The sequence below is a fragment of the Roseateles sp. DAIF2 genome (genome assembly GCF_015624425.1).
GTDB lineage: Bacteria > Pseudomonadota > Gammaproteobacteria > Burkholderiales > Burkholderiaceae_C > Kinneretia.
On sequence record NZ_CP049919.1, the window covers coordinates 4,493,166 to 4,506,745 of the forward strand.

Consider the following 13,580-nt stretch of genomic DNA (forward strand, 5'->3'; position numbering starts at 1 on the left):
GACGACTCAAGGCGCGGTGGCGGCTCCACCACGGCCGATGCCGTGGTGCTCGAGGCCCAGCGTCTTCATCAGCGCGGGCTCGTAGAGATTGCGGCCGTCGAACACCACCGGGTGCTTCAGCTGCGCCTTGATCTGGTCGAAGTCCGGCGTGCGGAACTCCTTCCATTCGGTGACGATCAAGAGCGCGTCGGCGCCCGGCAGCGCGCCCTCGGCGCGCTCGGCAAAGCGGATCCTGTCCCCATAGCCGGCCAGCAGGCGCCGTGCCTCGTCGATTGCCACCGGGTCGTAGGCCGAGACCGTCGCGCCGCGCTGGAGCAGCTCGTCGACGATCACCAGCGCCGGCGCCTCGCGCATATCGTCGGTATTCGGCTTGAAGGCCAGGCCCCAGAGCGCGAAATGCCGACCGGTCAGGTCGGCGCCGAAGCGTGCCACCACCTTGTCGACCAGCACCCGCTTCTGGCGCTCGTTGGCGGCCTCGACGGCCGACAGCACCAGCAAGTCCTGACCCTGTTCACGGCCGGTGCGCACCAGGGCCTTGACGTCCTTGGGGAAGCAGGAGCCGCCGTAGCCGGCGCCGGCATAGAGGAACTGGTAGCCGATGCGCGGGTCGCTGCCGATGCCGCGGCGCACCAGCTCGATGTCGGCCCCCACCTTCTCGGCCAGCAGGGCCAGCTCGTTCATGAAGCTGATGCGCGTGGCCAGCATCGCGTTGGCGGCGTACTTGGTGAACTCGGCGCTGCGCACATCCATCACCATCAACCGGTCATGGTTGCGCGTGAAGGGCGCATAGAGCGCGCGCATCAGCAGGGTGGCCTGCTCGTCGTCGGAGCCGACGATGATGCGGTCCGGGCGCATGAAGTCCTCGACCGCCGCCCCCTCCTTCAGGAATTCGGGATTCGACACCACGGCATAGGCCACGTCGGCGCCGCGCTTGGCCAGCTCATCGGCGATCGCCGCGCGCACCTTGTCGGCCGTGCCGACCGGCACCGTGCTCTTGTCGACGATGACCTTGTAGTCCGTCATGCGCGCGCCGATCGAGCGCGCCGCGGCCAGCACATACTGCAGGTCGGCCGAGCCGTCCTCGTCGGGCGGTGTGCCCACGCCGATGAAGAGGATGGTGCCGTGGCGCACCGCCAGGTCCACATCGGTGGTGAACTGCAGGCGGCCGGCCGCCACATTGCGACGCACCACCTCCAGCAGGCCGGGCTCGTGGATCGGGATCTCACCGGCATTGAGCACGGCGATCTTCTCGGGGTTCACATCCAGGCAGACCACATGGTTGCCCATCTCGGCCAGGCAGGCGCCGGTGACCAGGCCCACGTATCCGGTGCCGATGGCGGTGACTTTCATGATGACGGCTTCTTTGTTCTGTTGTCAGAGGACGGAAGCCACCATTGTGCGTTCACTTTTTGAAGTAATCGCGATACCAGGCCACGAAGCGGCGGATGCCCTCCTCCACCGGCATCGCGGGGCGGAAGTCGGTCCAGGCGGCCAGTTCCTCGACATCGGCATGCGTCGCCGGCACATCGCCGTCCTGCAGCGGCATGAAGTTCTTCTGCGCCTGCTGGCCGACCGCCTTCTCGATCGCCTCGATGAAGGCCATCAGCGGCGTCGGGCTGTGGTTGCCGATGTTGAACACGCGGTAGGGCGCGCTGGAGCGGGCCGGATCGGCCTTGATCGGGTCATAGGCCGGATCCGCGGTCGCGATCCTGTCCAGGGTGCGCACCACGCCCTCGGCGATGTCGTCGATATAGGTGAAGTCGCGGATCATCTTGCCGTGGTTGAACACGTTGATGGGCCGGCCTTCCAGGATCGCCTTGGTGAACAGGAACAGCGCCATGTCAGGCCGGCCCCAGGGGCCGTAGACCGTGAAGAAGCGCAGGCCCGTGGTCGGCAGGCCGAACAGATGGCTGTAGGTATGGGCCATCAGCTCGTTGGCCTTCTTGGTGGCGGCATACAGGCTGACCGGATGGTCCACGCTGTGATGCTCGCTGAAGGGCATCAGCGTGTTGCCGCCGTAGACGCTGGAGCTGGACGCGTAGACCAGATGCTCGACGCCGCTGTGGCGGCAGCCCTCCAGGATGTTGGTGAAGCCCGCCACATTGCTCTCGATATAGGCATGCGGGTTCTCCAGCGAGTAACGCACGCCCGCCTGCGCGGCCAGGTGCACGACGCGGTCGAACTGGTGCGTCTTGAACAGCTCCGCCATGCCGGCGCGATCGGCCACATCCAGCTTGATGAACTCGAAGCCCGGCTTGCCGTTGAGCCGCACCAGGCGGTCATGCTTGAGCTGCGGGTCGTAGTAATCGTTCAGGTTGTCCAGGCCCAGCACCTGGTCGCCCCGGGCCAGCAGGATCTGGCTGACATGCATACCGATAAAGCCGGCGGCGCCGGTGACGAGTACCTTCACGAGATCTCCCAGTTCCGAAACGGGCCGCGGAGCGAACGGAGGTCGCACCCGCGCGATAGCGCCATATTCTCGCCCAGCCCGGGGCCGAGCCCCAGCCCGCCCCCCGAGTTCAGGGACAGGCGTTGCGCGGCCGCCCGAACTCGGCCTCGCGGACGCGACCCCACACCTAGAATGATCCGACGCCTGCCCATGCAGGCCGCATTCACAGCTGCCTGCCAACACTCATGACCAAGCCCTGCATCCATCTCATCGCCGGCGCGCGGCCGAACTTCATGAAGATCGCGCCGATCGTGCGCGCGCTGCAGGCCGATCGCCGCTTGGCCTGGAAGATCGTGCATACCGGCCAGCATTACGACCGCGACATGAACGAGGTGTTCTTCGAGGAGCTGGGCATCCCCGCGCCGGACGTGCGCCTGGGCTGCGGCGGCGGCAGCCATGCCGAGCAGACCGGCAAGATCATGCAGGCCTACGAGCAGCTCTGCGCCGCCGAGAAGCCGGCCGCTTGCCTGGTCGTGGGCGATGTCAACTCGACCCTGGCCTGCTCCATCGTCGCCAAGAAGGCCGGCATCCCGGTCGCGCATGTCGAGGCCGGCCTGCGCAGCGGCGATATGAGCATGCCCGAGGAGATCAACCGTCTGGTGACCGACTCGATCTCCGACTGGTTCTTCGTCACCGAGCCCAGTGGCCTGGAACACCTGCGCCGCGAGGGCAAGCCGGAGGCGGCCATCTTCGACGTCGGCCATGTGATGGTGGACAACGTGCTCTATCAGGCCGAGAAGCTGGAGCGCATGGACACTTCGGGCCTGGAAACCGATGCCTTCAAGCGCGCGCACGCCCGCTACTGCGTCGTCACCTTGCACCGCCCCAGCAATGTGGACAGCACCGAGTCACTGCAGCGCGTGGCCGAGGTGCTGCGCGCCGTCGCGGCCGAGTTGCCCATCGTCTTCCCGGTGCATCCGCGCACCCGTGCCAACATCGAGAAGCATGGCATCGACCTCGGCCCCAACATCACGCTCCTGGGACCGCAGGCCTACATGTCCTTCCTGCATCTGTGGAAGGACGCGGTTCTGGTGCTGACCGACAGCGGCGGCCTGCAGGAGGAGACCACGGCCCTGGGCGTCCCTTGCGTGACGATGCGCGAGAACACCGAGCGCCCGATCACGGTGGACGAAGGCAGCAACGTGCTGGCCGGCACCCAGCCCGCCAACGTGATCGCTGCGGCGTATGCCGTGCTGCGTGGGGAGGGTAAGCGCGGCCGCCGGCCTGTCCTATGGGACGGCCAAGCCGCGCAGCGCATAGTGGCGCTGCTGGCGCAGAAGCTGGCGTGAACCTGAGCCTCGGCGTGCATCTGCATATCTCCACATAGCGCGCGCCGCCCTTCGCTTCCAATGCGAAGGGATTTGGAGGCAATGCGGCCTACTCCCTGCCTTGCGCAGGGTTACGGCAGACGCTCGTGTCGCGCGGGACTAGTTGGCAACCGTTGCAAAGCCTTACCCTTCGCCCCTCTGGAGCGAGACATCTGCACATTCAGTTAGAAGGCTTGCAACCCGAAGATTCCGTTACCTCGCAGCCACATGTAGTCCGGCTGTAGGACTGGAGTCTTATCCCATGAAGCAGTACCCTCCGCTCACGATGCTCACACTCATGACGTTTCTTGGTGCATGCGCAATGTTCAGCGCGTGTGGAGGCGGTGGTGGCGATGATGCGGAACCAACCGCTCAGACTCAGATCGCTTCGAGCGAAGCAGTCAGCCCAGCCCCGGTCTTACCTACTGATCCACCCTTGCCGGAGACGGCTTCCGAGGACTTTCTGGCTGCTCGAGCCGCCGCCGAATCCATAAATGGAGCGACGGCGCCGATTGCGACCGAGGTAACGAGTGATGCGCCGATCTATGCTGCGCTGACTGCCAAAGTAGCGGCCACTCAGGAAACCTCGACGACCACGTCGCCGCAGAGTTGCACGATTGACCAAACCCGCTACTTCGCGGGCTCTTGTTGGGCCAACGTAAAGGACACCATCCCCAGCGGTTCCAACAGGACCTATAGCAACGCCCGACTTAATCACACCGGCTCGGTGAACGCCAATTGCATCGGCGGCAAAGTGAGCTGGAGCACGGGCCTGTGCAGATCCAACGCGGCAGGAGTGCAATCGCCAGCGGAGCCCTTGCCCACGCCAGACAGCTCCAGCTACAAAATCGGGACGTTCTACTTCCCGGGCTGGCGCGATAACCAGCCAGGCGCGCCGGCCAAGCTTCCCTGGGAGCGCATCAAGGCCTATCCGGAGCGAGAGCCGATGCTGGGCTGGTACGACGACGGGAGCGTGGCCGTTGTCGAGCAGCAGCTCAAATGGATGCGTAGCTATGGCATCGACTATGTCGTGTTCGACTGGTACTGGAATGGCAAAGGTACCGAGCTGGGCCATTCGGTGGATGCCTACCTCAAGACCGAAACCAAACGCGACGTTCCGTTTGCCTTGCTGTGGGCCAATCACTCGGCCGTGCCGCGCACGAAGCTGGAGTTCACCTCCATGGTGGATTTCTGGATCAGCCAGTACTTCAACAAGCCGGAGTATCTGAAGATCGATGGGAAGCCGGTGATCTATCTCTTCAGCCACATCTACTTCGCCAATCAAGCGAGCAAGATGGGGCAGACCTTTACCGCCCTGCTGACAGAAGCAGAGGAGCGCGCCCGCCAAGCCGGCCACAAGGGCATCTACTTCGTAGCCGGGACGCATATCGATAGCAGCATCGTCAAGAAGGCCGCCGGCTCAGGCTACTCGGCCTTCTCCTCCTACAACTATCACGGCCGTGCCGACGATGTGTCGATCAGCTTTGAAGAGTTGGACAATGCTTATCAGTATGTTTGGAACTGGGTCGTCGCCGAGTCCAGCATTCCCTACATCATCCCGATGAGCCAAGGCTGGGACAAACGCCCTTGGGGCGGCAGCCCCAACCCGCTGCACGATCTCTCCGGAGGCGTCCAGACCGGGTTTGAACGCCATTTGACGGAAGCCCGCCGCCTGATGGACGCCAATCCCAGTAAGACCATGAAGATGGGCGTGATCTGCTGCTGGAACGAGTTCGGTGAGGGTTCGATCCTGGAACCAACCAAGAAAGACGGCTTCGGTTACCTGGAGAAGGTCAAGAAGGTCTTCGGTGCCCCCTGAGATCAACTTCTGCAGCAAAAGGCCCGCCCCAGCGCGGGCTTTTTGCTTTGCTAGACGGGCAGCCAGCGCTCCAACAGCAACTCGTACTCTCCAAGGATCTGCTCCCAGGTCAAGCCGTTCAGGAACCTCTCCTTGCTGGCCTCTCGCATGCCCGTCAAAGCGCTGCTCGTATCCGCCTTCATCAAAGAGTCCAGCACATTGGAAAAGCTATCGGCGTCCGTGAAGTAGCGCGCGCCGCTGCCTGCTACCCAGCGGTTGAAGCGGTTGTCATGCGCAATCACGGCATTACCAGCGCCCAAGGCTTCAACGAGGGACGGATTCGTGCCGCCGACCTGATGCCCATGCACATAGGCAGCGCTGTGAAAGCGCAGCGCTTGCACGACGGGTTTGTCATAGATAGCCCCAGGGAAGATAACCTCGGAGCTGGCCGCCGCCCTGACGGCCCGGTGATAGGCATTGCTCTCGTTGTAATTGCCCAGCACCACAAGCTTCATGCCGCGTTGCCGCCTGGAAAAGCCACTGACAACTTCCAGGATCGAATTCTCCGGCTCGGCTCTGGCAATGACCGTCAGGTAGCGCCCCGGCTCAAGTCCGAGCGCTCGTACCGGCTGCTCTGACAAGGCTTCGAGTTGATCGGCGCCATAGGCAATGGTCGTGATCTTGGCCGGCCGCACCCTCGAGCTCAGATGCACCTTGATCTCCGGATGGTCTGCGACCAGATGATTACCCAACCAGCAGCCGGCCCAGTCATTCAACCAAAACCAGGTCTTTGCGGGCCCGCTCCACTTGGCGCGGGACCATTCGATGCCGTCCATGTTGATCACATTGGGGATACCCTTGATGCGCAGCACAGCACAGAAGATGGCCGTGTTGTAGCCCAGCGTGAGACACAGATCCCTGTTCTGCGCCGCATGCAGCGTCGCCTTCCAGTCAAAAACAATGGTGCTCTTGGGCCCATCCCCTTCAACCGCAATGTTGATGCGCTCCACCCCCTGCCAACTGTCTTCCCAGACGCCACCTTGCCCCTCATGCTGGCAGTAGACGATCACGCGCCAACCACGCCGCACCAGGAACAGCGCCAGGTGCTCGGCAAAGGTTTCAAATCCGCCATGTGCCGCGGGGACTCCACGGGTCCCGAGTATTCTGAGAACTTTCTTCATCAAATCGATACGCCGAGCCAAGCATCGGCGGCCTTAAGTCAAGAGATAGAAGAGGCCAGCTGCCCGGCTATGCCATCGCCAGATCCAGGTGGTGGCAAGTCGCCTTCACCTGGGCATCCAGCGAGAAAACTTCGCGCTGCCGCTCACGACCCGCATCGCCGAACTGACGGCGGAGTTCCGGGTTTGCAGCAAGCGTCTCAATAGCAGCCGCCAACGCCTGCGGATCGCTCGGAGGCACGAGGAACCCGGTCGCACCGTCCTTCACTATCTCCAGCAGGCCGCCATGAGCTGACGCCACCACCGGCTTGCCGGCTCTCATGGCTTCGATTGCCACCATGCCGAAAGGCTCAGGCTCGGTGGAAGGAACCAAGGCAATGTCAACGGCCTCCCACAGGGCATCCACGTCATTCACGAAGGGCTGAATCAGCACCTGATCTGCAATTCCGCTTTGCTCGATTTGCTGACGCAGTTCGCGCTCAAGATCCTCCTGCCCCGGGAAGACATTCCCCACATACACCAGCGTCACGTTCCGACGAATGTGCTCGGGTAGCGCAGCAACAGCAGCCAGCGCAACCGAGTGGCCTTTCCAGCGATTGATCCGGCCTACGAGCGCGACGACCAGCCGCTCAGCATCCGCCCCCCAGCGCTCACGAAATACGACTCTTCCGGCAGGCTGGGCTTGCGTCGGGCCGATGCCATTCCAGATCACCTCGTTACGATGCTTGAGAGATGGGCTTTGCGAGTTCAGCCACTCGGCCGTCTCCTTGGAATTGCTGATCACGGAGTTGGACCCCAGCGCGACGAGCTTGGGAAACAGGCCGGCAACCAGCCGAGGCCGCAGGATGATCTCGTGCACATGCCATACATTGGGCTTGCGCCAGAGGAAGGCGAGCACCGCGCCACCGGCCGTGGCGATGGTATTGCTGTAGACCAGATCGACACGCCGCTGCAGCCCCAGTTGCTTGGTTCGGCGGTACAGAGCTGCCAGTTCTCCCAGCAAGCGGAGCAGCCCGCGCGGTGACAAGTTAGCCCTGGCAATCTTGCCGATCGGCGCCAGATGGCATTCAACCCCGGCGTCGCGCAAGCAGTTCAACAAGGGTCCTTCGCTGGGCAACACGACAATGGGCTGAAATCCATGCGCCCGTACACCAACAGCGAGGTTGAGCACGACCTTGTCAGAACCATAGAGTTCGGCGCCCTGATGGACAAACAGCACCGTCTTTCTCGCCCGTGCCTCAGCCGGAATCACGGCCGCCCCACCATTGTTCTTTTCCACATTACTCCTTCGGCAGCACGCCAATGCAATCAAGGGCCATCAGGCCGCTGCGACTTGTTGCGGCCGTCTGCTGCGCACAACCTTTGCGGGAATCCCCACCGCAATCGAATAGGCCGGGATATCACCCCTGACAACCGACCCCGCCCCGATCACGCAGCCCCGCCCTACGGTGCAGCCGTCGAGAAACGTCACATTCGCACCGATCCAGCAGTCGTCGGCAACCACAATGCCCTTCCTTACAACGCCTTGGGCGCGAATAGGCACATCAAGATCCGAAAACACATGATCCTCGGAGTGAAAGCTGACTCGCTGCCCCATGATCACATTGGCCCCAACCTTGACGCCTCCCGCGGCACCAACATAGGAAAAAGCACCGATCCCGGAGTTGTCGCCGATTTCAAATCCGATACCGAGGTTCGTGATGACCCCCGTCGCCTCGATCTGCGTGTAAGGACCGATGTTCACGCGGCGGCCAATGGTCACGCCATGGGATGACAAGCCATCGATCAGGACCCCTTTCGCCAGGGTCGACCAGCTGCCAATACGTATCAGCCCCTGGTTCCTCAATGTGACGTCAGCACCGACGAACACCACGCTACGGAACGCTGTGGCGCGAGGCAGTCGCTTCCAGACCCCTCGCAATGCCCAGACCAGTCTTCGGAACAGGACCTCCACCAACGCGGAGGATGGGAGCCTTGGATCCAACCGATATGCAGGCCCCTTCACCTTCGCCAGAATCCAATGAATCATCCTCTCCTCCCTTACCTTTTTCGGCCTTGTTCAAGTGCGGTATACACAGCATCTGCAATCAGCCTCATGCCCTGATCCCCTGGATGCGATGCGACTCCCTTGTTGGCATGGCCGGGAGCACGCGCCTGTGCAGACTGGGACTCCGGTGGAAGCAGGGCAAAAGTCCCGCCGTTAGCCTCGCAGAGTCGCTTCAGATCTGCGTTGCGGGTTTCGGCTGACCACCAAAGGCTGACGCACACGACTTGCTTGCCCTTGCCCCTCGCTCTTGTGATCAGCGACTCATATGCGGAGACAAACTGCGCCCATGCCCCGGGCTCCGCTTTCACGTTGTCCCCGAGAAAGAGAACCACCCGATCGGCAGCCGAGGCATCGATCTTTTTCCACACGCTATCCGCGTTGAGCGGAGACGGGTCTTTCTCAAAGTTGCTCGCGTTCAAGGACTCGAAGCTGATCCGCGCCTGACCGCTTCCCTCGAGCTTGCGAACCGTCATGTGCACATAGTCGCTACTCCGGCTGCTGGCCGCCATGCCCCAGTCCCCGGTCCAGCCAACGGAAGGAGAAGGCACGTGATGCGTGATGCTGTTTCCGACAAACAGGATGCCGTCCGCCTGAGCAAGCCCGACGCACAGCCACAGGCCAAGTCCAACTGCCTTCTTCCGCATTGCAACTCCTTGAAAGATGGATGGCTCGCAAGCAAGCTGCGATCCACGGGGCTTCACTACAGCTGCCGACTTTCAATAGGGGCGGCCGGATCCGTTCTCGATCCCATCACCAGGCCCCGGATAAGACCTGCCGACCAGAACGCCAGATAGGCCAGCGCTCGAAGACCCTCGGTCACGCCACGCTTTCGAATACACATGGCCAAAGCAGCCAGAGCCCAGGCCAGCAGGCAAGCCGCAAACGGCCAGCTCGTCCAGGGCAGGATGGCGGTAGCGAGGACCGTAGCCGTCATCAAGAGCGCAAGCACGACGTACTGCTTCAGCAGCTTCACCGCCCGCCAGAAATGCGGGGATCCAACGCAAGCCCGGATCAACTCCCCTGCGCCATTGACATACTTGGAGACCCAGCGTTTTCTGAGCAGCGCCCAAGTCGCCTCGGCATGCCCCCTATGCTGTACTGCGGATAGTGGGATCCGGACCATGCGCCACCCCTTTGAGCGGAGCCGCAAGCCTAGGTCCTTCTCCTCGTAGGCATGCAAGTTCCGGTCGGTGATGTACCCCAGTTCGTCCAGGGCAACGCGCTTGTAGATGCCTCCGCCATCGAGCCAATCTTTCTCACCGTGCCATTCGCCGCTGGTGAACTGTTCGACCAGGCGTTTGCGCAACTGGAACTCGTAGTTTCCACTTCCCAATTCCGACATGTCACCGGCAACGCCAGCGAGATGATCGTTGGCCTTCAGGCAGGTTATCGCCTCGTCAATAAAGCCCGGTATGCACTCCATGTCGCCATCAAGCAGGTAAACATAGGTACCTCGAGCGATCTGGAAACCCAACTGAGCGCCGATGCCGCACGAGCGATCCTCGCGCCGCACCAGCTGGATGACCCGCGCGCCCGCTGCTTTAGCCAAAGCCGCAGTGTCGTCGTCGGAAAGGCTGTCGGCCACGATGATCTCGTGGCTGAAATTGCGGGCTGCCTCCTTCACCGCAGCGATCGTCCGCTGAATATGCGTCGCCTCATTCAGCGTCTTGATGATGATGGACAACTCTATCGTCGGTGCGTCTGTCAATGTCGACATGGTCGTTCAGAAAATGAAAACAGGCTTGGGCAGCAGAGCATTCAGCATCGCGCGCTCGGTCGGTCGAAATACTGACAGGAGACGCACGAGAATGAGGTAGAAAACCAATAGAAAAATTGCCACCACACCCTGCGTAAAACCGGAAGAAGATAACGTTCTGGCTGTGACCAACGCCACAGTCAAACCCACGCCCAGCCCGAAGAACACCAGCAGCGCACGCCAATCTGGAGCATAGGCATATCCACTACGGCGCAGGTACCAGCTGGCAAAGAAGTTGTAAATCAGCGCACTGGTTGCCGCCGCGCCAATTGCTCCTAACCCGCCCCAAAGAGGCACGAGGAACAAGGCAATGGGAAACCCTAGGGCCGACAAAAGACCCGCGTAGAACTGCATAGCATTGCGTTCCAGCGTACTGGCTAGCATGCTAAGGATCGCTTGGTGGCTTGCGGGCACGAGAAGACAGAGCGCACCAACCAGCAACCAATGCCCATCAGCATATTTCCCCTTGGTCAATAGCCCTAGTAGGTCGCCACCATATGCGACCGATAGGGAGATTGCCGGCAAAAGCAGCAGAAGATTGAGCTTAAGGATCAGCCGCCCCATTTGATTCAAATCTTCGAAATCACCAGTCCGCACATAACGACTGATAAAAACAGGCCTTATCAAACGCTGCAACAGCGTGGCAGGCAAATATCTTTGGACAATATCTGCCAAATTCGCAGCAAACCCATAGCTTGCAGCTGCTACGGAGCCCAAGAGTCGCGCCACCAATAGTTTCATTACATCAGCGCTAAAAAACTGGAACACCAGTTGCGCTACGTAATTAAAGGTCGCGAAACGACCCAGGCGATATTTGTTCTGCTGAACAAGCTGCCATCCTTGAAGAAGGCCAGCACGATGGAAGAACCGGGCCAGCAGGGACAAGGCGAGCAATGCAGCAAACGCGCCAGAAAAAATCTCTGTCATCACGAGCGCGTGCAAATCCAAGCTCGACGTGAAATAGAGCGCACAAATAGCAAGAAGCTTGCTTGCGAGGTATAAGCTCATGCAAGCCTGCGCATGCTTTTGTCGCAACATTGCTTCAAGCAGAACGCTAGCAAAGCTCAAAGCACCAAAGCAGGCAACGGCAACAACCCATAGGCGCAACACATCACCGATGGATGGCATACCAATGAGTGTACTCAGCCCATTTGCCGCGAACATGCCGACGACTATCACCCCCCCCAGCGTCACAAGCCGTGCGACCAAAGCGGAAACCACAAAGCCCAGCAGTTTCTCATCGGGGTACTTAGTCCGGAATTCAGGGAGGAAACGTTCCGCCGTGGCATCCACGCCCAAATTCGACACGGCCAGCAGCGTCGATTGCAATGCGACCAACGCCACATAGCTGCCGTACTCGCTGATCGGCATCCATCGCGCCAAAACAATCAATGTTGAGGCGCCTACGACTGCATTGAGAGCTTTACCAAGAAAAAAATGAAGGATGGAAGCTTTAACAGTGGATTTCCCGTACCCACCACTCATCTCTTCTCACCAGAATTACTCTCGCGCCACCAATAGACTATATAGCCCAGGAAAAACATACATAAGAACTGCATGGGCGGACTTCCAGCGGAGGTTTGCTCATAGAAGACGGATAAAAACATAATAACCATAGCCGCTTGAGCGCTGGTCAATACTGCACGATGCCAGGGCGGAATACTCTTATGTTGAGATAATTGTTGAGCCCGCAAGAATCCGACCACGAAAACTGACTGAAACACCAAAAAACCCAGCAATCCTGTTTCCCACAGAATTTTCACCGCGCCCGTCGTGTCCAGCATATACCCATATTTCTGGACTGCGGTTCCCATCCCGATCAAACTACTAACGCCAACAGCGCTCGCCAGCCCATGGCCTATCAAGAGGTTCAATGGATTGTCCATCATTGAGTGACTATTCCACCAGAACACCAAGGAGCCGACGCGGCCTAGACTCGCTGTTGTCACACGAAAATTCGGATCAAAGCTGTAACCCAAACGCTTGACAATCGCATCCACAAGCCCCTGATTATTATCGGTCTGCCAATACATATAGTGATAACCAGCCAAAAGCGCCACAACAAGGCCAATCATCACAAAGGCGCCCATGAAAAAACGTATAGGCCGTCTAACTATATAATCTCGATAAACAATCAATGCACCGAGTGGAAGCAGGAGAACAACCACCTTCGATTCGCTTAGAGCCATTGCTGCCAAGCCAAATATGACGATCGCACCAAAGGCGAGCTTTCCCAGCATCTTCTCTTTGTGCAAGGATGCAGCGATTATCAGAACAATAGCTAGAAATACCCCTAGCGACCCACTTTCCCCACCCCCGAATTTCTCACCACCGAATGTTCCGACAATACTATCCCAGGGCGATCCTGGATAACCACCTGCAATTCGTTGTGGGACAACCACGAATTTTTGATAAATACAAAACACCCATTGGACGGATGTAATTGCCATCAACGATAAAAATACCGCCCTAAGGAGTCTTTCTGGAGGTCGGCAGTAAGCAACATATGCAAATACGCCAAGGAACGGCAGGAATATACGAATCCCGACAAACCAATCAAGTACAGGGACAAGGTTCGCAACTGAGGCGAACACGATTATCACCCACCACAAAACCAGGAGTATTGCGATCCCACCGGCCTCGCCTCCCAAATCTCCCCTGCGGCTAAAGAAAACTTTAGCAAGAGAAATGAGCAATAGAGTTGCACCGAGAGCCGAAATTAGCCATTGGAGCTGACCAATCCCAAGAAAAGACTTAAGAAGCCCGGAAATCACCAACGTCAGCCCGGCAACTGCCACCAAGCAGATATCCGGGCGCATGAACAAAAACGCAGCCGGCAACGCTACGACTACCGGAATGGCGAGTACGTATATCCCGAGTCCGAGCGCCAACCCCGTGAGCACCGCGATCAACAAAATGCCGACGATCAACAGCGCTCCAATGGAATCAAACCTTTGGATTCGTCCACGAGGCAGCGCAGCACTTATCATGCCCATAGACGATCGCTGCCTTCACTCTTTCTCATATTGCACGCCTTCGGCTCCC

Annotated in this window: 11 protein-coding genes; 2 read left to right on the forward strand and 9 right to left on the reverse strand. The window is 59.8% G+C overall.

The features are described 5' to 3' along the window. Positions 1 to 6: 6 nt before the first annotated feature. Positions 7 to 1,350, reverse strand: coding sequence for a UDP-glucose/GDP-mannose dehydrogenase family protein (locus tag G8A07_RS20670; protein ID WP_195793845.1), 1,344 nt, complete (start codon positions 1,348 to 1,350; stop codon positions 7 to 9). 52 nt (positions 1,351 to 1,402) lie between these two features. Then, complete coding sequence (locus G8A07_RS20675) at positions 1,403 to 2,410, reverse strand: NAD-dependent epimerase (RefSeq protein WP_195793846.1); 1,008 nt, start codon at positions 2,408 to 2,410, stop codon at positions 1,403 to 1,405. Positions 2,411 to 2,634: 224 nt separating this feature from the next. On the opposite strand from G8A07_RS20675, the gene wecB reads away from it, so the two are divergent. Continuing rightward, entirely contained in the window at positions 2,635 to 3,738 is a 1,104-nt protein-coding gene (wecB, locus tag G8A07_RS20680; RefSeq protein ID WP_195793847.1) for a non-hydrolyzing UDP-N-acetylglucosamine 2-epimerase, read from the forward strand. A 280-nt stretch (positions 3,739 to 4,018) separates the two neighbouring features. Continuing rightward, entirely contained in the window at positions 4,019 to 5,575 is a 1,557-nt protein-coding gene (locus G8A07_RS20685; protein ID WP_195793848.1) for a glycoside hydrolase family 99-like domain-containing protein, read from the forward strand. A 50-nt stretch (positions 5,576 to 5,625) separates the two neighbouring features. Here the strand turns inward: G8A07_RS20685 and G8A07_RS20690 are convergent, their stop codons facing one another. From G8A07_RS20690 to G8A07_RS20720, 7 genes are all read right to left on the reverse strand, one after another. Then, positions 5,626 to 6,735, reverse strand: a complete 1,110-nt coding sequence (locus G8A07_RS20690; RefSeq protein ID WP_195793849.1) for a DUF1972 domain-containing protein — start codon at positions 6,733 to 6,735, stop codon at positions 5,626 to 5,628. Positions 6,736 to 6,802: 67 nt separating this feature from the next. Next, positions 6,803 to 8,011: a glycosyltransferase family 4 protein gene (locus tag G8A07_RS20695; protein WP_195793850.1), complete on the reverse strand. Its 1,209-nt coding sequence runs from the start codon at positions 8,009 to 8,011 to the stop codon at positions 6,803 to 6,805. A 39-nt stretch (positions 8,012 to 8,050) separates the two neighbouring features. Next, on the reverse strand, positions 8,051 to 8,761 hold the full coding sequence (locus G8A07_RS20700) for a DapH/DapD/GlmU-related protein (protein ID WP_195793851.1): 711 nt from the start codon (positions 8,759 to 8,761) through the stop codon (positions 8,051 to 8,053). A gap of 11 nt (positions 8,762 to 8,772) precedes the next feature. Beyond that, positions 8,773 to 9,423 (reverse strand): SGNH/GDSL hydrolase family protein, encoded by a 651-nt coding sequence (locus G8A07_RS20705; RefSeq protein ID WP_195793852.1) that lies wholly within the window; start codon positions 9,421 to 9,423, stop codon positions 8,773 to 8,775. Between the two features lie 56 nt (positions 9,424 to 9,479). After that, positions 9,480 to 10,496: a glycosyltransferase family 2 protein gene (locus G8A07_RS20710; protein ID WP_195793853.1), complete on the reverse strand. Its 1,017-nt coding sequence runs from the start codon at positions 10,494 to 10,496 to the stop codon at positions 9,480 to 9,482. 6 nt (positions 10,497 to 10,502) lie between these two features. Beyond that, entirely contained in the window at positions 10,503 to 12,020 is a 1,518-nt protein-coding gene (locus tag G8A07_RS20715) for a lipopolysaccharide biosynthesis protein (RefSeq protein WP_195793854.1), read from the reverse strand. Continuing rightward, complete coding sequence (locus G8A07_RS20720; RefSeq protein ID WP_195793855.1) at positions 12,017 to 13,531, reverse strand: hypothetical protein; 1,515 nt, start codon at positions 13,529 to 13,531, stop codon at positions 12,017 to 12,019. Before G8A07_RS20720 ends, G8A07_RS20715 begins: the two co-directional genes overlap by 4 nt. Positions 13,532 to 13,580: the final 49 nt, after the last annotated feature.